Origin of the sequence: Nitrosomonas sp. HPC101 (genome assembly GCF_009833125.1) — a bacterium.
Taxonomy (GTDB): Bacteria; Pseudomonadota; Gammaproteobacteria; order Burkholderiales; family Nitrosomonadaceae; genus Nitrosomonas.
On record NZ_QRCC01000014.1, the window covers coordinates 22,268 to 45,161 of the forward strand.

Annotated in this window: 21 protein-coding genes, 1 other RNA gene, 1 pseudogene and 1 riboswitch; of the genes and pseudogenes, 14 read left to right on the forward strand and 9 right to left on the reverse strand. The window is 49.0% G+C overall.

Going from position 1 to position 22,894, the window contains the following annotated elements; translation table 11 throughout:
* Positions 1–32: 32 nt before the first annotated feature.
* Both ABO04_RS10020 and ABO04_RS10025 read right to left on the reverse strand, forming a co-directional pair.
* Positions 33–1,355: a TolC family outer membrane protein gene (locus ABO04_RS10020; protein WP_160810534.1), complete on the reverse strand. Its 1,323-nt coding sequence runs from the start codon at positions 1,353–1,355 to the stop codon at positions 33–35.
* A 98-nt stretch (positions 1,356–1,453) separates the two neighbouring features.
* Entirely contained in the window at positions 1,454–2,110 is a 657-nt protein-coding gene (locus ABO04_RS10025; protein WP_160810535.1) for a protein-L-isoaspartate O-methyltransferase, read from the reverse strand.
* 69 nt (positions 2,111–2,179) lie between these two features.
* Positions 2,180–2,286: riboswitch (TPP riboswitch) on the forward strand.
* A 36-nt stretch (positions 2,287–2,322) separates the two neighbouring features.
* On the opposite strand from ABO04_RS10025, the gene thiC reads away from it, so the two are divergent.
* Both thiC and ABO04_RS10035 read left to right on the forward strand, forming a co-directional pair.
* A complete protein-coding gene (gene thiC, locus ABO04_RS10030) occupies positions 2,323–4,221 on the forward strand; it encodes a phosphomethylpyrimidine synthase ThiC (protein WP_160810536.1) in 1,899 nt (632 codons plus the stop codon).
* A gap of 59 nt (positions 4,222–4,280) precedes the next feature.
* Positions 4,281–5,102 carry an undecaprenyl-diphosphate phosphatase gene (locus ABO04_RS10035; protein WP_160810537.1) on the forward strand — a complete coding sequence of 274 codons (822 nt, stop codon included), beginning with the start codon at positions 4,281–4,283 and terminating at the stop codon, positions 5,100–5,102.
* Here the strand turns inward: ABO04_RS10035 and ABO04_RS10040 are convergent, their stop codons facing one another.
* The 3 genes from ABO04_RS10040 to ABO04_RS10050 form a co-directional block, all read right to left on the reverse strand.
* A complete protein-coding gene (locus tag ABO04_RS10040) occupies positions 5,103–5,555 on the reverse strand; it encodes a rhodanese-like domain-containing protein (RefSeq protein WP_160810538.1) in 453 nt (150 codons plus the stop codon).
* A gap of 76 nt (positions 5,556–5,631) precedes the next feature.
* Positions 5,632–6,123 (reverse strand): peptidylprolyl isomerase, encoded by a 492-nt coding sequence (locus ABO04_RS10045; RefSeq protein ID WP_160810539.1) that lies wholly within the window; start codon positions 6,121–6,123, stop codon positions 5,632–5,634.
* A gap of 18 nt (positions 6,124–6,141) precedes the next feature.
* Complete coding sequence (locus ABO04_RS10050; protein WP_240141530.1) at positions 6,142–6,696, reverse strand: peptidylprolyl isomerase; 555 nt, start codon at positions 6,694–6,696, stop codon at positions 6,142–6,144.
* A 196-nt stretch (positions 6,697–6,892) separates the two neighbouring features.
* Here ABO04_RS10050 and cysS point away from each other — a divergent pair, with 196 nt between their 5' ends.
* Together cysS and ABO04_RS10060 are read left to right on the forward strand one after the other, a co-directional pair.
* Positions 6,893–8,287, forward strand: coding sequence for a cysteine--tRNA ligase (gene cysS, locus ABO04_RS10055; RefSeq protein ID WP_160810541.1), 1,395 nt, complete (start codon positions 6,893–6,895; stop codon positions 8,285–8,287).
* Positions 8,288–8,700: 413 nt separating this feature from the next.
* Positions 8,701–9,063, forward strand: coding sequence for a hypothetical protein (locus ABO04_RS10060; protein ID WP_160810542.1), 363 nt, complete (start codon positions 8,701–8,703; stop codon positions 9,061–9,063).
* A 44-nt stretch (positions 9,064–9,107) separates the two neighbouring features.
* Here ABO04_RS10060 and ABO04_RS10065 read toward each other — a convergent pair whose 3' ends face one another.
* Positions 9,108–9,995, reverse strand: coding sequence for a DUF6733 family protein (locus ABO04_RS10065; RefSeq protein WP_160810543.1), 888 nt, complete (start codon positions 9,993–9,995; stop codon positions 9,108–9,110).
* 456 nt (positions 9,996–10,451) lie between these two features.
* Between ABO04_RS10065 and rnpB the strand changes: the two genes are divergently transcribed.
* From rnpB to ABO04_RS10100, 8 genes and pseudogenes are all read left to right on the forward strand, one after another.
* An RNA gene (gene rnpB, locus ABO04_RS10070) (RNase P RNA component class A) lies at positions 10,452–10,740 on the forward strand.
* 470 nt (positions 10,741–11,210) lie between these two features.
* A pseudogene (locus ABO04_RS10075) lies at positions 11,211–11,339 on the forward strand (hypothetical protein); the annotation flags it as partial.
* A complete protein-coding gene (locus ABO04_RS11810; RefSeq protein ID WP_164504337.1) occupies positions 11,291–11,539 on the forward strand; it encodes a hypothetical protein in 249 nt (82 codons plus the stop codon). The pseudogene ABO04_RS10075 and the gene ABO04_RS11810, both read left to right, overlap by 49 nt.
* 21 nt (positions 11,540–11,560) lie before the next feature.
* On the forward strand, positions 11,561–12,613 hold the full coding sequence (locus ABO04_RS10080) for a DUF4105 domain-containing protein (RefSeq protein ID WP_160810545.1): 1,053 nt from the start codon (positions 11,561–11,563) through the stop codon (positions 12,611–12,613).
* A 179-nt stretch (positions 12,614–12,792) separates the two neighbouring features.
* On the forward strand, positions 12,793–14,604 hold the full coding sequence (locus tag ABO04_RS10085; protein ID WP_240141519.1) for an alpha/beta fold hydrolase: 1,812 nt from the start codon (positions 12,793–12,795) through the stop codon (positions 14,602–14,604).
* Between the two features lie 229 nt (positions 14,605–14,833).
* Complete coding sequence (locus ABO04_RS10090; RefSeq protein WP_160810547.1) at positions 14,834–14,971, forward strand: hypothetical protein; 138 nt, start codon at positions 14,834–14,836, stop codon at positions 14,969–14,971.
* Positions 14,972–15,116: 145 nt separating this feature from the next.
* Positions 15,117–16,385 carry a pectin acetylesterase-family hydrolase gene (locus ABO04_RS10095; RefSeq protein ID WP_160810548.1) on the forward strand — a complete coding sequence of 423 codons (1,269 nt, stop codon included), beginning with the start codon at positions 15,117–15,119 and terminating at the stop codon, positions 16,383–16,385.
* Between the two features lie 194 nt (positions 16,386–16,579).
* Positions 16,580–17,749, forward strand: coding sequence for an NADH:flavin oxidoreductase/NADH oxidase (locus ABO04_RS10100; protein WP_160810549.1), 1,170 nt, complete (start codon positions 16,580–16,582; stop codon positions 17,747–17,749).
* A gap of 66 nt (positions 17,750–17,815) precedes the next feature.
* Here ABO04_RS10100 and ABO04_RS10105 read toward each other — a convergent pair whose 3' ends face one another.
* Complete coding sequence (locus ABO04_RS10105; RefSeq protein ID WP_160810550.1) at positions 17,816–18,193, reverse strand: BON domain-containing protein; 378 nt, start codon at positions 18,191–18,193, stop codon at positions 17,816–17,818.
* 308 nt (positions 18,194–18,501) lie between these two features.
* On the opposite strand from ABO04_RS10105, the gene ABO04_RS10110 reads away from it, so the two are divergent.
* Positions 18,502–19,974 (forward strand): helix-turn-helix transcriptional regulator, encoded by a 1,473-nt coding sequence (locus tag ABO04_RS10110; RefSeq protein WP_205012783.1) that lies wholly within the window; start codon positions 18,502–18,504, stop codon positions 19,972–19,974.
* Positions 19,975–20,050: 76 nt separating this feature from the next.
* Here ABO04_RS10110 and ABO04_RS10115 read toward each other — a convergent pair whose 3' ends face one another.
* Positions 20,051–20,761: an RNA polymerase sigma factor FliA gene (locus ABO04_RS10115; protein WP_160810551.1), complete on the reverse strand. Its 711-nt coding sequence runs from the start codon at positions 20,759–20,761 to the stop codon at positions 20,051–20,053.
* A 7-nt stretch (positions 20,762–20,768) separates the two neighbouring features.
* A complete protein-coding gene (locus ABO04_RS10120; RefSeq protein ID WP_240141520.1) occupies positions 20,769–21,305 on the reverse strand; it encodes an EscU/YscU/HrcU family type III secretion system export apparatus switch protein in 537 nt (178 codons plus the stop codon).
* Positions 21,306–21,647: 342 nt separating this feature from the next.
* Between ABO04_RS10120 and ABO04_RS10125 the strand changes: the two genes are divergently transcribed.
* Positions 21,648–22,871, forward strand: coding sequence for an efflux RND transporter periplasmic adaptor subunit (locus ABO04_RS10125; protein WP_160810552.1), 1,224 nt, complete (start codon positions 21,648–21,650; stop codon positions 22,869–22,871).
* Positions 22,872–22,894 lie beyond the last annotated feature (23 nt).

Here is a 22,894-nt window from a genome sequence, read left to right on the forward strand (position 1 = left end):
CTTTTTGATAGACTCCCTAAAAAACAGGAAAATCAAAGCAGTGCATTAACTTCCAGCAGGTCATCTTCATCCAGATCACCCACTTCAGCCTTAAGCTGGAGCCGGGCCATCAGATAATCATAATAAGCCTGAGCAAGATCCCTGCGAGCTGAAAAATACTGTTGCTGCGCATTGAGTACGTCTATTTCCATCCGGACACCTACTTCTTGACCCAACATAGTCGAATCAAGCTGGCTGCGGCTGGATGTTAATGCCTGCCTCAATGCCTTGATCTGGGCAATACCATTGGTCACATTCAGATAATTCTGGCGAACCTGCAGCGCGATCGTGCGATGCACATTTTCCATATCTTTACGAGCTTTATCCCGGTTGGCCAACGCTTCCCTGACTCGAGACTGCACTGACAATCCCTGAAAAATAGGAACCGTCAATTGTAATCCGACCGATTTACTAACGAGATCCAGCCCCCGCCCGGTAAAAGCACCGCCAACACCATGCTGATCACTGTATTGCGCAACCAGATCAAGCGTCGGATAATGCCCAGCTTTGGCACGGTCAATATCCTGCTCTGAAATCTCATAAGCAATGCGTTGTACTTTCAACTGGAAATTTTGTTCTTCTGCCAGTCCGACCCATTCATCCATACTATAGTAAGGCAAAGAAAGCGGATCGGTAGTAATCTTATCCAGACTGGCATCCTGCAGATCATTCGGGAGACGATTGATAAGAACCTCTAGTGCATGCTGGCTGATTTCCAGTTTATTTCGGGCAGCAATCTCCTGCGACAAGGTTAAATCATAACGCGCTTCGGCTTCATGCGTATCGACAATGGTCGAAACACCCACCTCAAAATTCCGCCTGGCTTGTTCCAGCTGCTCATAAATCGCTTTCTTCTGGGATTCGACTACTTCAAGGTCAATTTTTGCCTTAAGTACATCAAAATAAGTTTGTGCGACCCGCAAAATCAAATCCTGTGCTGAAATGATAAATTGTGCATCCGCCTGCGCCACTTCATTTTTTGATTGCTGATAAATAATGAAATTCTCGAAGCGAATGATTGGTTGGGTTAACGTCGCAGTAAACCCCCGGTTCTTGATTTCCCTGCTTGGCAAGCCATTTGGTTCGATATACTGATTCTGAGCGATTCCAGTCAGGCGGATATCAGGCAGCAATCCTGCCCTCCCTTGGGGCATCCGTTCCTGCGCAGCCACATAGGCAGCGCGTGCTGCACCGTATTGCGCATCCTCTGCCAGAGCTTCACGATAAATCTGCATCAGATCAGCGGCTTGTAACTGAATACAAAAAAACATGCTCAGATATAGCAGACAAGCCAGACTGCGTAAACTTTTCGTCATTAACTGGCTGATTTCATTATCTTCATATTTCTGTGGCTTGATGATTTTCGCCGAAGCTATCAGTCTCTTGGCTTTTATGAAGCAGCTAATGGGCAGGATTAAAAATGAAACTGCTCGCGCTGTAACGCATTTCTGAATGGTGCCGTGCAGGTTTCGAACAAGCGAATCGAACTATAATGACCAGGTGTGATACAGGTTATCAACATTGCCTCCATAACAGGTTCCTCACCAATTATGGCAAATAGTCGGCCTCCTGCCGTCAGACTTTGCTGAAATGCTTCGGGCAGTATCGGCGTAGAGGCTGTCAAAACAATTACATCATACGGACCATGATCGGGCCAACCACGCGCTGCATCACCCTGCTCAAGGGTGATGTTGGTAATGTCATGTGCCTGCAGGTTGATACGAGCCATGGCGTGTAACTCCGGTACGATTTCCACGCTATAAACATGCGCACCAAGTTTGGCCAGCAATGCAGTCATATAGCCTGTTCCGGTACCGACCTCAAGAATTTTATCAGTCTTATTGATGTTCAGTTCCTGCAGGATACGCGCTTCCATTTTGGGTGTTAACATTACAGCATCATGCTCCAGCGGAATCTCCATATCCATGAATGCCATAAAACGGTAGGCCGCGGGCACAAATTCTTCACGCTTTATCTGATATAACAAATCAAGCACATCCTGATTGAGAACATTCCAGGTCCGGACTTGCTGTTCCACCATATTGAAGCGACTTTGTTCGAGGTTCGTCATAGATTATTTAATTTTATTATCAATAAAAGAATCAGACTTGCAATTATTCCATATTTACTTTAGCTTGGCTGCTTTGGCTAGGGGTCCTTATTTCCGGGAGACCGGAATGTCGGTGAGATAGTCCCTTAATACCTGATGCGGATAACGCCGCCGGAGGGAAGCCGGGAGCCATTTCCCCGCTCCTTGCGGCATTCTTGATTGAGGAGCATAGCATGAAAACACCTGTTTCCAGATTGGAAAAATTCACCAGCGACAATGCACGGGTAGATACGGCTGCAATACAGCCTCTCCCGAATTCACGCAAGATCTATATTCAAGGCTCCCGTGCAGATATCCAGGTACCGATGCGGGAAATCAGCCAGTCTGACACTACTACCAGCCGGGGAATCGAAAAAAATCCTCCCATCTGGGTCTACGATACCTCTGGTCCCTACACAGATCCTGACGCCAATATAGATATCCGCCGCGGGCTGCCTCCCGTGCGCGAAAAGTGGATTGAAGAACGTGAAGATACGGATGTTCTCCCGGAATTATCCTCAAGTTACAGCCTGGGACGCTTGCAGGATCCCGCTTTAGCAGCGATGCGCTTTAATCTCAAGCGGCCGGCTCGTCGTGCTAAAAATGGCGTGAATGTTACCCAGATGCATTATGCCCGACGCGGCATCATTACACCGGAGATGGAGTTTATCGCACTCCGGGAAAATCAGTGCAGAGAACATGTAACCGATCTGACGAAAAATGAACTGCTGGTTCGGCAACACCCGGGACAAGGTTTTGGTGCTGCCATTCAGGAACGAATTACTCCTGAATTTGTGCGTAGCGAAGTTGCGTGCGGACGCGCCATTATTCCTGCCAACATCAATCATCCGGAAGCAGAGCCAATGATTATCGGCCGCAATTTTCTGGTCAAAATCAATGCCAATATCGGTAATTCCGCGCTGGGTTCCAGTATTCAGGATGAAGTAGAAAAAATGACCTGGGCAATTCGCTGGGGCGGCGATACCGTCATGGATCTCTCCACTGGAAAAAATATCCACGAAACACGTGAATGGATTATTCGCAACAGCCCGGTCCCAATCGGCACAGTGCCAATTTATCAGGCACTGGAAAAAGTAGACGGCAAGGCTGAGGAGCTGACTTGGGAAATTTTCCGCGATACGCTGATCGAACAGGCAGAACAGGGTGTGGACTACTTCACCATTCACGCCGGAGTACGCTTGCCTTTCGTACCAATGACAGCCAGACGCATGACCGGTATTGTCTCCCGTGGTGGCTCTATCATGGCCAAATGGTGTCTGGCACACCATCAGGAAAGTTTCCTGTACACGCACTTCGAAAATATTTGCGAAATCATGAAGGCTTACGACGTTAGCTTTTCGCTGGGAGACGGATTGCGTCCTGGCTCAATTTACGACGCCAATGATGAGGCTCAGATCGCGGAATTAAAGACACTGGGTGAATTAACACAGATCGCCTGGAAACACGATATACAGACAATGATTGAAGGACCTGGCCATGTACCCATGCATCTGATCCGGGAAAACATGGATCTGCAACTCGAACATTGTCATGAAGCACCATTCTATACGCTGGGGCCACTCACCACCGATATTGCTCCTGGTTACGATCACATTACCTCAGCAATCGGTGCTGCCATGATCGGTTGGTACGGGACCGCCATGCTGTGTTATGTCACACCCAAGGAACATCTTGGCCTGCCCGACAAAGATGATGTCAAGGACGGAATCATTACCTATAAAATCGCTGCACATGCTGCTGATTTGGCCAAAGGGCACCCTGGCGCACAAATTCGTGATAACGCACTGTCCAAAGCACGTTTTGAATTCCGCTGGAACGACCAGTTCAATCTAAGTCTGGATCCGGACAAGGCCAGACAGTTTCATGATGAAACCCTGCCGCAGGAAGGTGCCAAGCTTGCTCATTTCTGCTCCATGTGCGGACCTAATTTCTGTTCGATGAAAATTACTCAGGATGTACGTGACTATGCAGCGCAACAGGGAATTTCTGAATCCGAGGCACTGAAAGAAGGCATGTCCCAGAAAGCAAATGAATTCATTGAAAAGGGCGGAGAGCTTTACAGCAAACTGTGATGCTTTCCCATAACTTTTCATTTGCCTCAACTAAACTAAATTAAACGAACTCATTAGTTATGGATTGGCTGTTTCTTCTCAAGGCATTTCTGCTTGGTATTGTTGAAGGGCTCACCGAGTTTTTACCGATCTCATCCACTGGGCACTTGATAGTCGCCGGAGATTTGCTTGATTTCAACGATGACAAAGCCAAGGTTTTCACTGTAGCTATTCAACTGGGGGCGATTCTAGCAGTCTGCTGGGAATATCGGGAACGCCTGATGAATGTCATCCGAAATCTAGGTACCCGGCAGGCAAACCGTTTTGTAATGAACCTGCTTATTGCCTTTTTACCGGCTGCAGTCCTGGGTTTGCTATTTATTGAAACAATAAAACACTATTTGTTTCATCCCATGCCAGTCGCCATTGCACTGATCATCGGCGGAATATTAATACTGTGGATCGAACGTCGGGAACACCGGGTGGAAATAGAAACAGTCGATGACATGGATTGGAAGCGCGCACTGAAGGTGGGCTGTGCGCAATGCCTGGCACTGATTCCGGGCACATCCCGCTCTGGTGCAACGATTATCGGTGGGTTGTTCTTTGGCCTCTCACGCAAAACCGCTGCGGAATTTTCTTTCTTTCTGGCAATCCCGGTAATGTTTGCAGCAACGTTTTATGATGTTTATAAGCATCGGGAGTTCTTGCATAGCAACGATCTGGGAATGTTTGCAGTGGGGTTTACTGCCGCTTTTTTCAGTGCACTGATAGCAATACGCGGGTTTATCCGCTATGTGAGCCATCATGACTTTACCCCATTTGCGTGGTACCGGATTGGTTTTGGTCTGATCGTATTGTTGACTGCTTATTTTGGTGCAGTCGACTGGTCTACCGGCTAATCATCCTTGAATCCACGGCAAACCAGCAGCTTTCCATCCGTTTTTTAGCCCACGATGGCCGATTTCATCTTTCTCGCCCTCAAAACCTTCCAGAACATTGTAGCAATTGGTAAAACCATATTGCCCCATGAGGGTTGCCGCCTTGTCCGATCGTACACCGGTACGACATATAAATAGAAGCACGGCGTCATCCGCAACCTGCCCGGAAAGCTGATGCGGAAAGCCGGGATTAGACTGCATTCCAGGGTAAGTCAGCAACTCGACTTCAATTGCCCCTGGAATACGCCCAACCCAATCCAGTTCAGCCCGACAACGGACATCCACAATTCTGGCTTCCGGCACGGCTTGCAGCACCCTGTATGCTTCTGATGGCAGCAGCGCACCCTTGTAGCAAACCCCCAGCTCCTTTGCTCGATTTTGAGCTGTTTCCAGAATTTTAGTGATGTCCATCATTTCTACCGAACGTTCATTTATAAAATACAGGCCAGATTCCTTTTTGTGCCAGATGCGCTATTTATCTGGATTTTGCTCAAGCTCGTTCTGCTTTCTCAATGATGACATCTTCCAACGGTACATCCTGATGTCCGGCTAAGCGGCCGGTTTTCACCTTTTTGATCGCATCTACTACCTCTTTTCCTTCCACTACCCGGCCAAACACGCAATAACCAAAACCTTGTGGTGTCATGCTGGTGTGATTCAGGAAGCTGTTATTTGCAACATTAATAAAAAATTGCGAAGTGGCCGAATGCACATCGGAAGTACGAGCCATGGCAATCGAATAGGTTTCATTCCCAGCTCCCAGTGCAGCTTCATTCTGAATAGAAGCCTGAGTCGGTTTTTCCTTCATTCCTGAGGCATAGCCGCCCCCTTGAATCATGAAACCATCAATCACACGATGAAACAGGGTATTGTCATAATGTCCGCTATCGACATAGCGCAGAAAATTTTCGACAGTAACGGGTGTTTTCTCACTGTCGAGTTCCAAAGTAATTACACCGTGATTTGTATGTATTTTAACCATTTTGGGGTTGCCTTAAGTTTATGGATTTTCGGAATCAGCAGAAGCAGGAAGGAGCTTAATACTTTCAATCACTATCATTTTTTGCGGAACATCTCTGTTAAAAGGCCCATTTGCTCCAGTGGCTGCATTGGCAATATTCTTGACGACATCCATACCGGCCGTGACTTTACCGAAGACAGCATAACCATATCCCTGCATGGTAGAAGCGGTATAGTCCAGGAAGTTGTTATTGGCGACATTGATGAAAAACTGTGATGAAGCAGAGTGTGGATCGTTAGTACGTGCCATTGCAAGAGTGCCGATTGTATTTTTAAGTCTGTTGGCCGCCTCATTCTCAACCGGCTGGCGGGTGGATTTCTGGGTATAGTTTTGATCGAATCCCCCTCCCTGAATCATGAACCCGGCAATAACCCGATGAAAAATCGTGCCAGTATAATAACCATCATTCACATAGCCCAAAAAATTCTCGACTGTTTTGGGTGCCTGATCGGCATAGAGCTCCACCTGTATTGCGCCAAGATTGGTTTTAATTTCAACTCTGGGATTCGCCGCAAAAACGGATGTCGCCAACATCGCCAGGCTCAAAGCAAGGTATAGTGTCACGGAGACAGCCATTTTTACCGGGTGCTGCTCAAAGGAGAAGATTGTCATTATGTTATACTCATACGGTTTTGCCCCTGGCTCCCCAGCGAACGGTTATAAAGAAAAGATCTAATTCTATCAACAAAGCAAGCACTTCCACACAACTATCTCTCTGCATACATCTCCAATGCTCAAAATCTACGATACGCTCACTCGATCCAGACGCGAATTTATCTCGCTCACGCCCGGGGAAATCAAAATGTATGTGTGCGGCATGACCGTCTATGATCATTGTCATCTTGGACATGCTCGCGTGCTCGTCGTGTTCGACAGTGTAGTGCGCTGGCTGCAAACCTTGGGCTACAAGGTGACTTATGTCCGCAATATCACCGACGTTGATGACAAGATCATCCGCCGGGCGCTGGAAAATCATGAGCCTTTCAGTGCGCTGACCGCCCGTTATATTCAGGCAATGGAAGAAGATGCAGCAACCCTTGGCGTCATCAGCCCTTCTTTCGAGCCGCGGGCAACCGAATATATCGATAGCATGATTGCAATGATCGAATCCTTGTTGAACAAGGAGCTGGCCTACGTAGCCAGTAACGGAGATGTGTTTTACGATGTGCGGCGTTTTCCTGATTATGGCAAGCTTTCCGGGAAATCGCTCGATGATCTGCGTGCTGGTGAGCGTGTAGAAATCGATACCAATAAGCGAGATCCACTGGATTTTGTATTATGGAAAGCCGCCAAACCCGATGAACCCAGTTGGGATTCACCATGGGGTAAAGGACGCCCAGGCTGGCATATCGAATGCTCAGCCATGAGCGAACATTATCTGGGTGAGCAGTTTGACATCCATGGAGGGGGACAGGATCTGCAATTTCCACATCATGAAAATGAAATTGCCCAGAGTGAAGGTGTACATGGCCATCCCCACGTGAATTACTGGATGCACAATGGTTTTGTACGGGTGGACAATGAAAAAATGTCCAAATCACTGGGTAATTTTTTTACTGTACGGGAAGTGCTGACCCGTTACCAGCCTGAAGTTGTTCGTTTTTTCATTGTACGTGCACACTATCGCAGCCCCCTCAACTATTCAGATGCTCATCTCAACGATGCCAGAAGTGCACTGGAACGCCTTTATACGGCGTTGAAGAATCATCCATCCCAGGATTCTGAAGCAGCCATTGTTGTGATTGATTGGGCAAATAATGTTTATGCCCAACGTTTCATGGCAGCGATGAACGATGATTTCAACACACCGGAAGCGATTGCGGTGCTGTTCGATCTGGCAAGCGAAGCAAATCGGACGGGTGATCCACATTACGCCAGCGTACTCAAGGCTTTGGGCGGCGTACTGGGTCTGTTACAGCAATCACCGCAACAGTATTTGCAGCAACAGGTGCAACAGCAAGACAACGGCTTTTCAGCGGAAGAAATCGAAAGCATGATTCAGCAGCGATTGCAGGCGCGCAAGGAAAGGAATTTTGCACAAGCAGACGCGCTACGCCAGCAACTGGCGGAAGCAGGCATTATCTTGGAAGACGGTTCGCATGGAACGAGCTGGCGACGAGAGTGATGCTCTGTGTTGTATTAAGGTTTGCCAGATATAAAGCATGGTGCCACTGAAATCATCCAACCGGACACAACCTGCATCCAGGTCAATCAATTAAAATCGTGATCCTTCGGTAACTATTCAACCAGTGTCTCAACCGCTTCATGACTGGTCAGGAAAAATAGTATCCAGGTGTGATATATCCTGCCAAAAATCAGGATGAGCATAATAAAACCAGAGATACCATAAGCAAGCAGACTCAGTGTTGTTATCACAACAATATCGGGAAAAAGAACAGATGGCTGCCTGCCAGAGCAAACCCATCAAATACGGAAACAATGACAATAAGATATCTAATAATTACCAGCATGATGAAAAACCTCTTATGAATTTCAGATTTTGTTAGCTGCTGGCGGGCTGACTTTAATCTGGCGATCATGCTCAACAGCGTATTTTCGATTTGCCTGTTTGCATATCCGCATAAAACAAAGGAATTAGCACGTTTATCGGAGGCAAACGGATTCGCACGCTGCCTGTCTTCATGCACAGAGTGTTGGGCTTCGTTTAACGATCTAGCACAACAGAGCTTTTTGATATCTGGAGAACGTTTTCACGACTGGATTCAGATCAAACGATTATTGCAAGCAGGTGAGAGAACAGTAACTGGCGGATATTGGCTGGCTACCCTTAAACCAAATGACAAGCGGAAGAAACTGTCATCTGTACCAGATCGCGCACTCAGCAGACCAGTGACAGGGCGGCATAATTTATTGATGACAATGGCAGGAATTGTTCCGTAACTCCATTGATGCAAATGGAGTTACGGAACAGCAGATTGTTTTTATCAAAAATCAAGTTTAATACTGGCCTGGTAAAAATTACTGGATACATCATCCTTCACATCAAATCCACCCGCAAAACGCAAAGCAAGATTTTTCGGTAGACCAAATTCGATGTAAGGACCCACCCAGTTATACACGACTCCCTCCAGGCTGCTATCTATACGATTTTTAGCTGCCCAAAGGTGCTCCCAGTGAATACCGACAGAATTGATCGGCAATACCTTGTCAAAACCGAACAAGGCAGGCTTTACCCCGACACTGATCCAGTTGTGCAGAAAATCCCTTGCACGTGGACCGCGTGTAGCCAGGTAGTAAGCAACGTAAAGGTTTGCTGTAACGTAATCATTATCGTAATTAACGACCAGATTAGGTACAACCCCTTCACCAGCACGAATATCCTTACCGATGACTCTGGAAGACAACAACGAGCCGTTTAGCATCCCGATATTAGGATTGACACTCAACGTATTGTCAAAAAACCTGAAATTTAGGCCAATACCAAACTCTGTCCAGAGCCCCTGTCCGCCCACATTGTTTTCATTACCGCTGCTATCAACTGTTACCACGCTGCTTTTCCCGAAATTGGGATTGGTCCACAACCACGCGTAGAACATGAAATCAATATTGTCAGCAACTTCATAACCTGCATCTACGATAGTCTGAAATCCGAAAAAATTGTCCTGTTTCAGGGTTATGCCCCCATGAAACTTATGGCTATCGAATCCATGGCTATCGTCATGTTCCTCATTTTTTGAACGCCCTTCAAGATCAGCAATCTTTGCCTCCAGAGCTTCCACTTTCTGCCTGAGCTCCCTGTCTTCCTCGGCAGATACATTTATTGCAGTACATGCCAGACCCGAGAATACCAAGCCCGCTATCTGCTTTTTCATTGGTAAATACCTTTCTCAATTAAAATTGAAATTGTTGTTTTTCCGTATCAGACAACGTCACTGCCTTCATCCAGAAAAACGATTAATAATATAATTGACCGTGTATAACCAATCCGTGAACTAATGAATTAATAAACTGTCAGATTGGCCAACCCGGAGTTTCGTTAATTTCATTTTTCACCCTACAATTACTCTCTTGTCATCAGGATGAAATTTTTTATAACTGATTTAAAAAAGTGGGTCAAGATTTTTCTGCTGAAATTTAGTCCAGCCCTCATATAGCCGAGAATTTGCAATCACGCTCCCAATGCCGTAACTTTTCCTGTTTAGCACTGCGATGCGATCAGTCTTATTCAAAAATAATCTGCGGCTGGATATGGATTGATCATCCATTTCTGCAAACATTTTCCTTTCTTTAACATGAGCTTGGTTTACGACTCTGTTAAAATCGCCGAGGAAGCCAGCCAGACAGTCGCTGCCTGGTAACAGGGAGAGGAAAGTCCGGGCTCCACAGAGCAGGATGCCGGTTAACGGCCGGCCGCTGTGAGGCGAGGAACAGGGCCACAGAGACGAGCGTATTAAGTTACGGTGAAACGCGGCAACCTCCATCCGGAGCAAGATCAAATAGGCAGATGATGACGCTGCTCGCCGAGTCTGCGGGTAGATCGCTTGAGCACACAGGTAACTGTATGCCTAGAGGAATGACTGTCCACGACAGAACCCGGCTTATCGGCCGGCTTCCCCCTGTTACCGGTATAGTTATAGTCCAGCTTTCAAAGAGAAAGTGACGTGGTTCAATAGATCCAGACACTCCCATTAAGAGAGAGTAATCTTAACTGGGGGAAGAAATGGTCATAAGAAAGCAATATACAAAGGTGAACTACCCCATAAATTGAGGAGGCTCTACCCTTTGATAGATCAGCTGACACAGTTATCGGCCGCACGGCCGCACTTGGGAAAGTTAAATATTTACTGACCGACAACGGCTTTTACAGCGCAGACAATGCGGCAGCCTGCGAGTACACGGTATTGAACCGCTGATGGCAATCGGGCGCGAGCTGTACCACCCCAGCCCGTTTGAACGGTTCACCGAACTTCTTGCCTTGCCGGATAACCCCAGCCCGGCAAACGCATGGCACACACACTGAAAGGCCAGGCAGGATGTAAATGTACCCACTGCACAAACAAACCGTAGAACCCGTGTTTGGTATCCCCAAATCTGTAATTGGATTTCGGCAATTCTCACTGTGGAGTCTGGATAAGGTCAAAGGAGAACGGACGCTGGTTTGCCTGGCGTGGAATCTGAAACGCATGACCTCATTACGTCTTCAAACAGAAAATTGAACAAAAACAGGGAGAAAACCATCAAGAATGACCCTTTTGATATCTTTTTCAACAACATGTCACTTCGTATTGTTCAAGCAGGAGTCAAATCCGACAGCCGCTGGCGCCAAACCCCGCTCAACTGGTACCACCCGTTTGACACATCGTGGAGCAACAGTCTGGGAATAGCAATGATAAAGCCGGACGTGTCGAGTAAATGAATTCTTGAACCGTGAGAGTGTATGCCACAAGACCAGGGTGATTCGTCTCGTGCGACCAGGCTCGCGCGGCATGCTGTGCGCACAGGTGTTGCGTTTCTGACCGTCCTGATAGTAGGGTGGGGAACACTTGCATTATGGTTTCAGGCCGCGCCGCCTTGGCGTATCCCGGCATTGTTGGTTTGGTGCGGACTTGGCATAGCTGCAACAGTGGCCCCGTGGCAGCGTGCTCGCCTGAAAATTTACGTGGTAATGGCCTGCGCGATAGTGCTGTTGCTGCTTTGGTGGCAGTCTGTGACTCCCTCTCACGAGAGGCTCTGGGCAGACGACGTTTCACGCTTACTTGAGGTCGAGGTTGACGGAGACCGATTGACGTTGCATAACGTGCGTAACTTCGACTGGCGCAGCGAAACCGACTATACAGCCCGCTGGGATACGCGTGAGTACAATCTTTCTCAACTTGAGTCTGCAGACCTTTTCCTGTCGTACTGGATGGGGCCTGCTATAGCGCACACCCTTATTTCATTCGGGTTCTCGGACGGGCAGCAACTGGTGTTTTCTCTAGAGATCCGTAAGGAGCGCCATGAAGCCTTCTCGGCGATTGCGGGTTTTTTTCGCCAGTACGAGATGGTGTTGATCGCGGCAGATGAGAATGACATCGTGAGAGTGCGAACCAATGCCAGAGGCGAGGATGTCTTCCTTTACCGCTTGGCGCTTGGTCCAACCGAGCTGCGTAGTGCATTACTGGGGTATTTACGAACGGCTAACGATATCCGTCAGGGACCTCGTTTCTATAACACCTTAACCAGCAACTGCACGACCATTGTTTTTGATCTTGCCCGTCAATTTGCGCCGGGCCTGCCGATAGATTATCGACTCTTATTATCTGGATACTTTGCCGAGTACGCCTACGACCAACAGGGGCTTACCTCTGGAGAGAATTTCTCTACACTGGTGGCTAGAGGAAACATCACGACGCGGGCCCGGCAGTTTGATGGTACCCCTGAGCAATTTTCCAGAGCTATTCGAAAGAACGTGCCTGGGATACCCCTTCCGAGTTCCAACTTCGCACCATGATTTATACCTTCAAGCATTTACTGAATCGATTGCTTCTTATCACCGTCATAACGGTGAGCTTGGACGGTTGCTCCATTCTGAGCGAGTTCCAACCGTCAGTTTCCATCCATCCAATAGAGCCGGAAGAATATGTCGCTCAGCAACGTGGAGACATTCTCGCCACAGGAGAACTAAGTGCTATGACCGAGCAAACTATCCATGTAACCGGGCTGGATCTGAACTCCTGCGCATCGACATCTGTTCCTGCATGTATGGCAGCGTTATCGGAAGCCTCGGGCATTTCAGAAGAACGACGCCTCTCGACTCTTGCAGAACTTTGGCTGCAGGAGGCAATCCGCATCGCTGAGTCCCCGGATTCACAATTGCATCCTGTGGCGAGCTTTGGTGCGTGGATGGAAGCCACCCGCTATGCGTACGCTTATCTGTTTTTCACTTCTCGTGCACCTGGTGAACGCGCACTTGAGGATAGGCAAACTCAGGTTAGGGATTGGTATAACTACTCTGTTCAGCAAGCGGTGACGTTGCTGTTCAAAAATCGCACAGAAGAGTCGGGGGTAATCAACCAGCGCCATTCCACTGTACGCATTGGTAACTGGACATTACATGTCAAAATGAAGGTCCGTTTGCCCGAGAATGCTTCCATGCCACAGGAGTTGTTGCCGGCGTCGTCCTTGTCATTCAAGGGCTTGCGCAGCGTTTATCGGCGGGATGGTTTTGGAGCGGAATTGGTAGCAGTGTTGGACAACCATCCATTGGAAGTCACTCATTCGGAGAGCAGGCATGAGAATGAATCGCGTGGACGCCGAGGGTATCGGCATCGAGTCCCCAGATGGAGTGAGATGCCGTCACCCAATTTGACCGTGCTGTTTCGCTTTGACAGCGAAGATCTTGAAGATCTGCTTCAGCGTCAGGAAGTCCACGTCAGCGTGCATGACCCGCTGGTCGAGAGTGAACTCAGGCTACACGGGGAGCGTATCCCCCTGGCGGGAAACTATACAGCTGGCTACGGAGTATGGCTCGCTCGTTCTGGGTTTAATGAGCAGTCACTTCGAAGCCTGCTTGGCCGTGATCGTGGTATAGATCGGCCACATTTGTACATGATGCAGCCGTTCGATCCTGATCGTCGGATTATCCTGATGCTTCATGGTTTGGCCAGCAGTCCGGAAGCGTGGGTGAATGTCGCTAATGAAATTCTTGGTGATGAAGATTTGCGCAGAGCGTTCCAGATCTGGCAAGTCTATTACCCAACCAACATGCCCGTTGTTCTCAACCATGCTGCCATCCGACGATTGTTTGAAGACGTACTTGCCAGTGTCGACCCTTCAGGTCAAACTGCAGCTTCTCAGGGAGTTGTTGTGATCGGCCACAGTATGGGCGGCATGATCAGCCGCTTATTGGTGTCTTCCGCCGACGAACAACTCTGGAATTGGGCGCTGAATGTTCCCAACGTCGACGCAAACGGGACCACAAGCGCTCGCGATCATATAGATCCAATCTTACGGTTTGAGCCATTACCGGAAGTTGGGCGTGTCATATTTATCGCTGCGCCGCACCGTGGCACGGCAGTGGCAGGACAACGCATAGTGAGGTGGCTGTCGGGGCTGATCCGTCTACCGCTGACGATGCTGAAGAATATGGGCGGTGCCGTCCAGTCTGCTTATGCTGGGCCTGCGAACGTGAGTGAACTGTTGAAAACCATACCCACCAGCATTGACAACCTCGATCAGCAAGATCCCTTCGTCAAAGCTGCTGCAACATTACCCATTTCCCGACACGTGCCTTATCACTCCATCATCGCCCGGTTGAACGCTAAGGGCCCTTTGGAAAAGACGGACGATGGGTTGGTGCCTTATGCAAGCTCTCATCTGCCGGGGGCCGCATCTGAAAAGGTGATTGTCTCGGGCCATAGCGTTCAGGAAACCGCTGCCGCCATCTTGGAAATACGCAGGATTCTTCATGAGGACATAGAGCAGCATCGTCAGCGTCCGTAACATAGTTCCGGTTACAGGTGCTGACACACAGTTCATCCAGCTCTCATTTTTGAGAAGCTCGGGGAAGCTCTTCAGAGCCTGATGTAAAAAACGGAGATGCGAGTAAGACACCATAAGAAGTACAAGGCAACCACTGATAGCCATCATAAACAACCGGTCATCACAAGACAATTCGCCCCCAAAGAGGTGTAATCAGAAGTAGAATTTTCTTATTGAAGAGTTCTACGAGATGAAGCCACGGTTCACGAATAATCAGATCATCGAAACACTCAAACAGACAGAGACTGGCTTGACGATGCTGGAGCTGTACAGGAAGCCAGGTATAAAAATGGGAGCGCAAGCAATGGCCGATGTTATTCGTCAATGATGTGGTAACAGCATCAGCTCACCGCCGAGAAATCGGCTGAAATAATCTGACAAAGCAGACTTTATAAAACAATTCTGCTGTTGGTTTGACTGGCATGTGTCCATTATGCATGTAGTATGCATTTTCGAATTAGCGGAGAGAAAAAATGAATACTTCTGATAAATTACTGAGATTCATCGTCTTAGTATTGTGTTCGTGCGCTTATAACGCAGCTGCTGAAGGCTGGCAAAAAATAGAAGTTCCAAGTACAACAATGACCGTAATAGATAATAATGGTCAAAATAGAAATATCAAACCAGGCTGCGCATTCAGCTATTTGCCGGATGAAATGGGAATGCCCAATCAGCCTTTTCATTTCTATTTCAGAGAGGGTATCCGAAAGGATAAGACATTGATCTATTTCAATGGTGGCGGGGCATGCTGGAATAGTGCAACCTGCTTGACTTCCTTGGTGGTCGGCGAGCGTCCGGTTTATAACCCAGACATTGAACAGGAAAATTCGCCGGAAATAGCGGGCGGCATTATGGATTTGACGCCAGGAGATAACCCCGTTCGGGAGTGGAATATTGTTTTTATTCCGTCTTGTACTGGTGATGCGCATCTTGGTTCGCGTGACATGCAGTACAGAGATGCGAATACCGGCAACCAGATCGTGGTTCAGCATCGGGGATTCGATAATTTCATGGCAGTCAGGGAATGGATCAGGAATTCTTTTAACAGAAAATACTACGCTAAGCATGTGATGATAGCTGGTTCCAGTGTAGGATCCTATGGTGCACTATTGCATTTCCCTCGTTTACACAGTCTTTTTCCACCAGAGACAAAGTTTAGTTTTCTGGCTGATGCGGGTGCGGGAATCTTCACCCAGGGGTTTATTGATCTGGTTTTTGCGCCTACGGATAGCCCGTGGGGAGTTGAGGGTACATTGACATCCGTAACACCAGGCATTGGCCAGTTAAACTCATTCGATGCTGAAGTGTTTTATCAGGAAATTTTGACTGGTATGGCGAATCATTTCCATACGAGTCAGTTTGCGCACTATACAACCGCCTGGGATGGCGTGCAGGTGTTATTTCTAAACATAATGCAGCAAACAGATGCCGGGTCGATCAATCCGGATGAGTGGAGCAAGGTTTCTCCAGCAGTTTGGCAGGAATGGCATCGTAAAATGCGCGAATCATTGCGCACAATGGCCTTAAACAAAAACATTCATTACTATATTGGTGCCGGTATGTTTCATATGGGGTTAGTTGATATGTTCAAGCCGATACCGGGTTACTTTTACCAGGAGCACAGTGCGGGAAATACCTTCCTTGCGGATTGGGTGGCGCATTTGAATACCAATGGCAGGAATCAAAGCCTGCCAAGTCTGATCTGTGAGGGCGATTGTGCGCCTCCTTCTGAAGCTAAATAAATGTAGTACATGCGTCTGGGATTCGTGCGCTTGCCAGCAATAATCGAGTATTAGTGTAGAACACACGTTGAGTGTATGGTCAGGGAGGGCAGGCTGCACGAAAACTTCTATTGCGATCCCAAGTATTTGTAAGGATGCATGCCCGAGATCAGATCGCGAAACTTGTTATATTTTCTTGATACGGAGATCGCACAATGAATGAGCCTCGTTCAACCGATGATCAAACGTCACATACTGTAAACCATGGCTGTCCGGCTGGTACTGAGCACGACCGGGAAGTCCCGGAAATCGATCTGCTCAGTCCGCTGACGCTCCGGGGAATCACGCTTCGCAACCGGATCGTGATGTCCCCTATGTGTCAGTATGTCGCAGAAGAGGGGGTGGCCAATGACTGGCATCTGGTTCATCTTGGCAGTCGGGCTGTCGGCGGAGTGGCGCTGGTGGTGGTTGAAGCTACGGCCGTCAGCCGGGATGGCCGAATCGCTCCTGGTGATCTGGGCATCTGGGGTGAGCAACATGTCGAACCGCTGGCACGTATCACCCGGTTCATTCGCTCCCAGGGAGCTATTGCCGGCATTCAACTGGCCCACGCCGGCCGGAAGGCCAGTTGTGAGTCCCCCTGGATTGGGGGAGCCAGTCTCAAGACACCCGAAAAAGGGGGCTGGCCTGTTATCGGTCCCAGCCCGATTCCGTTCAACGAGGGTGATCCGGTACCGATCGCTCTTGATGAAGCCGGTATCAATGAGATTGTATCCAACTTTGAGGCCGCTGCTCGCCGAGCCCTGGCGGCCGGATTCCAGATGATCGAGATTCATGCAGCTCACGGCTACCTGTTGCATGAGTTCCTCTCGCCCCTGAGTAACCATCGGACAGATCGCTACGGCGGGAGCCTGGAAAACCGGATGCGCCTCCTGCTGCGGGTCGCCAGGTGTCTGCGCCAGTTGCTGCCTCAGGACTTGCCGCTGTTCGTGCGCATATCAGCAACCGACTGGGCCGATGGAGGCTGGGATATCGAGCAATCGGTGGTTTTATGCCAGCATCTGAAAGATATTGGCGTAGATCTCATCGACGTCTCCTCCGGCGCCCTGGTGCCGAAAGCACGTGTCCCGGTAAGCAAAGGGTACCAGGTTCCATTTGCACGAAGAATCCGTGATGACGCAGACATCATGACCGGCGCAGTCGGGCTGATCACCGAACCCCGCCATGCCGATGAGATCATAACCGGCGGAGACGCCGATCTGGTATTCATCGGGCGTGAATTGCTCCGGGAACCGTACTGGGCGCTCAAAGCAGAACATGAACTTGGCACAGAGCCTTCCTGGCCAACACCCTATGGCTACGCTGTCAGTCGGCGAGCGAAGTAATCCTGAAAATTACACGATTATCCTCCGCACAGCAGCGAACCCCTGCCAGTCTTCTGAAGGGATTCCCTAATCAGCTGTGGTGGTATTTACTACCAGCCCGGAGCTATCTACTTTCTTGACCCCCTGGACGCTCATGGCGATTGCCTCGGCCTTTCTGATTAACATTTCGTTTGGTTGCGTCCCGGTGAGTATAACGACCCCATCGATTGTCTGAACTGCTATATCACCACTTTTGATATCTTCGGTGATGGCCAGCTCCGCCTTGACTTTGGTTGTAATCAACGTATCGCCTAATAGCTGACTGCTCTCCGGAGATTCGTTGCCACCAGCAGGTGCTTCCGGATATTGAGGTGCTTCCGGATATTGTTGTGCTGTTGCTACACCAGCATTGAAAGGCAACATAGCCATTACTGCAATGGTAGAAAGCAAGATTTTGATTTTCATGATGGTTCTCCTTGTCCCGTTTTATCGAAAGTAGAGTTGATCTGTAGTGTTCGGCACATGCACAAGTCAACTGTGCCTCTAATCAGGCTACCTGCCTGTCATACTTTTGCCGCGTGTGACTACCGGATGCCTGCACGGAATAACCAGCGATCCTTTATCGATCAACCGCGCTCATTAGAGCATGGCACTATTCAGGCACGTAAGACTCAAATTTACTGAATGATATAGTACTTCTATACCATTATCATTTCGTGATTGAGTGTAAAACCTCAGACTCCGGTAGAGAAATTTGCTTTGAAGGAATGTATATGGATATGACACGGAACGAGCCGGATACCAGCCGAGAGCAGCTCCAGCAACTTATCTCGCATCTGGTTGAGGGCGTTCTTCTGGTCGACCCGAATGGCAAGATTACATGGGCCAACAAGGCTGCACTTGCCATGCATGGTTGTGAGCAGCTTGCAGAGCTCGGTGCGACTATTGCCCGGTACCATAAGCGCTTTGCGCTAATGTACCTGAATCACCATAAACTTACTGCCAGACAATATCCGGTGGCGCGTGCTGCCTCGGGTGAGGAATTTGATAATGTCAGGGTGGAGCTGACCTTACGCCGGGAAGACACCGATTTTCGTCGTGTGCTGGTGATGCGCAGTGTGCCGTTCACAGGCGAGCATGATACGGTCGAGGCTGTGGCCGTTCTGATCCGGGACGAGACCGAACAAGCCAGTGCAGAAGAGCACTTTGAGCGGGCTTTCGCAGTCAATCCCGCACCTGCGGTGGTGTGCCGGTTGTCGGATACCCGATATGTCAAAGTGAACGGTGGTTTCCTGAAAATGACGGGGTATAACAGTGATCAGGTCGTTAACAAATCACTGTATGAACTGGATGTGCTGCGCGAAGCTGAATATCGCGAACAGGCCATCCAGTCCCTGCAGCAAGGTGAACCCATTACGCAACAAGAGGCAGTTTTGCGGGTACAGGGGGGAAACGACAAATCTGTAGTGGTAGCCGGGCAGCCCATCGAGGTTGCTGATGAAGTGTACATGATGTTTACCTTTATCGATCTGAGTACATGCAAGCAGACTAAGGAATTGCTGAAACGCAGCGAAGAGGATTTTTTCAAGGCATTCGACCTGGTACCGACCCCGATGATGGTTTGTGTCGAGCCAGCATGGCACGTGGTTGCTGTTAACGCCGCTTTTGAATCCGTTACAGGATACGGTAGCAAGGAAATTCAGGGTAAGGCCGCAGCTAAAATTGATTTGTGGGAAGATGCGGGGATACTGAAAGTCATACGCGATGAACTGCATAAGGGAGGCAGTATTCGCAACCACGAAGTGTCGCTGCGTGGATCGGGTAGTATCACGCTGGATACACTGATCTCGGCAGAGCCTGTCACAATTGATGATGATGCGTGCGTGTTATGTGTATTTGAAGACATCACGGATCGCAAACGTACTGAAGTTGAATGGATTACTGCCATTGATGCGGTCATGCAGGACGCATCCTGGTTCAGTCAGACTGTGATGGAAAAACTGGCCCAAGTGCGTCATTCCGGAGTAACCAACGCAAAGCCGGCGCTTTCGATTCTAACGGCGAGAGAGAGAGAAGTGCTGAACCTGATCTGTCAGGGTAAAAGCGATGCCGACATTGCGACCGCATTGAAGTTGTCGCGCAATACGGTGCGTAACCATGTTGCAGCAGTATATGACAAAATTGGCGTTCACCGTCGAAGCGCTGCGGTTGTCTGGGGGCGCGAACGCGGGCTGGCCAGCTATTGATGTAAGCAGAAAATTTTTCCGCTTTTTTCGGAAAAAACATATTCCTGTTTGTTTGGTTTGATATGCAGGTATCCCATTATTTATCCCGCAAACGGGTTCGCAAGCGAGAGATGGCCTGAGTATGCAACTGGCAGATGCGTGATTCACTAACGCCCAGCACTTTGCCGATTTCACGCAGATTCATTTCCTGCTCGTAATACATGCCCATGACCAGCTTTTCCTTGACAGGCAGTTTTTCGATGGCAGCGACCAGCAACTCCCTCAGATTTTTCTCCAGCAGTTGATCCAGCGGCTCGTTGCTTTGATTGCCACACAGGTGATCGAGAAAATGATCTTCTTCACCGTCCTGAAAATCCTCGTAATAGATCAATTGTCCACCACCTGCTTCCTGCAGCATTTCCTGATATTCAGCCAGTGGCAGGTTGAGCTCATTTGCGATTTCCTGTTCACCGGGTAGACGGCCAAGACGCTGCTCCAGTGCACGCATAGCCGTTTCAATCTGACGCATTTTTCGGCGCAGGCTGCGTGGCAACCAGTCCGCTTCCCTCAGTTCATCCAGAATTGAGCCACGGATACGCTGGGCAGCATAGCTTTCAAACTGGCGTCCGTAGGAGCCCTCGTAACGATTAATGGCATCCAGCAGCCCAATCATGCCTGCCTGGATGAGATCATCAACCTGAACGCTGGCTGGCAGCCTGGCCATCATGTGGTAGGCAATCCGCTTGACCAGCGGTGTAAATTCGGTAACAAACTGGTCTTTGTCAATAATTCCCGCTTCTGTATACATAGGTTACTCACACCATAAAAGGAGCATGGCACTGACAATCAACAGAAAGATCAGGTTGACCAATCGGCCCATGCTGGTCAACCCGGCATCCAGCGGCATACCAATCAGATCGAGTACATCCTGTTTGTGATCCCAGATCATGGGTGGCAACACCCCCAATGATGACTGCCTTGACGATTGTCTTGAGCGGTTCAATCAATCCGCGTGATGAAAATATCCTTTTAAATCCATTGGCCGGGTTGAGGCGTTTAAAATCCGGGAACAGTGCCTTGGAGCTGAACAGCCATCCGCTCAACATGGGGGGCAGCAATAGTGCTGAATTGAAGGCAACCGCCTGTTCTATCCGCAGGCCACTTTCCAAAACAGCAGACAATTTCTGAATGATGATCGAACCAATTACCCACAAGCTGCCAGAAGCGGCAACCAATACAGTAAATGTGGTGAACTCGTGTGAATGTGCTACCGGCCCTTCTTCTCTGGCTTTCCCCAAACGTTGTCTAGGTGAGGCCGGTTCAGTGCGTTCAAGATCGTTATCGTCTGCCATAGCGGAATTCCTCTCGATGAACCGAAATTATCCGCACTCATCCGAAAAGCGATGCGGCAAACAAACAGAGATTTGGGTTGTTAATTAACGGCAGAGCGCAGGGAAGGCGCCATCACTGCCGAACGAATCATGTTTTGTATAGTCGATCCGGGATGTATCATCCGTATCCGAGCAGGCTTCCTTTCTGGCAGGACGATGTTTGAGGGATCTCGGGAGAAAAATGATAGACTTTTCATTACTCTGCTGTTTAAAGAGGGGTGGCACAAACCTCTCTTTTTTTATAGGCACCGTAAACACTACGGCTCGCCTGAAAAAAATTTTTAGAAGTCCTTACAAAATCGTATGTCCACAGAAAATAAAAATGAGGTTATTTCCGAGATCGATGATGCTTCCTCAAAACACACAAACAAGCATTTGCTGCGCAACACGCTTCTCATTATTTTCATACTGGCGGCTATTGCTCCCGTGGTCTATCGTCTGATAGATCGTAATGCCGGAAGCACACATACCCGCCCCGCTGCAATTGTTGGCACTGCATCCGCTATCCGTACCGATATGCCCGTAATGGCAACGGCACTTGGCACGGTACAGCCTCTGGTTACGGCAACAGTTCGTTCGCAACTTTCCGGTGTACTGTTCAAGCTGATGTTCCAGGAAGGCCAGATGATACGGGCAGGACAAATGCTCGCACAGATCGATCCGCGTCCCTATCGGCTGGCACTGGCGCAGGCCAGAGCTGATCTGGCTCGTGATGAGGCTCAGCTTGCAGTCGCCAGGCTTGATCTCACACGTTATGAAACATTGCTGAGTCAGGATTCTATCGCCAGCCAGCAAGTTGATACCCAGCGCGCACTGGTTCGTCAGTTAACTGGAACCGTCGCGGCTGACCGGGCAGCCATTGGTACAGCTGAGCTCAATCTTGAATATACTGCGATCAAATCCCCCATTGATGGCCGAGTTGGTATCCGCCAGGTGGATATCGGCAATTATCTGACCCCATCCGATACCAATGGTATTGTCGTCATCACCCAGCTCGATCCAATCGATGTTAGTTTTTTTCTGCCGCAAACCCAGCTTTCCATCATTGGCCACCAAGCCGATAGTGGTGCTGGTCTGCTGGTACTAGCGCTGGATCAGAACGACAATAAGATACTGGCCGAAGGACGTTTTCTGGCTTTCGATAATCAAGTGGACACAACAACGGGCACTGTGCGTGCCAAGGCACGTTTTGATAATGAAAACAACACACTCTTTCCGGGTCAGTTTGTCAATATTTCCCTGCTTGTCACCACACTGCATGATGCTGTCACTGTTCCCGTCAGCGCCGTTCGGCACGGAGTGCCGGGAGATTTCGTCTTTGTCGTCCAGCCGGACAATACAGTCAGGTTGACTCCGGTAACGATTGGCCCCAGTGCTGATGGACAGATTGCCATCACATCCGGTCTGGCAGCTGGGGCAATCGTTGTGACCGATGGCGCAGACGGGCTTGAAGAAGGTTCGCCTGTTCGCCTGACGGAAAACAGGAATCCGGATGATGACAAATCGCATCAGGACGATCCCCATTAATCTGAATCCGCAGATCAGCATTC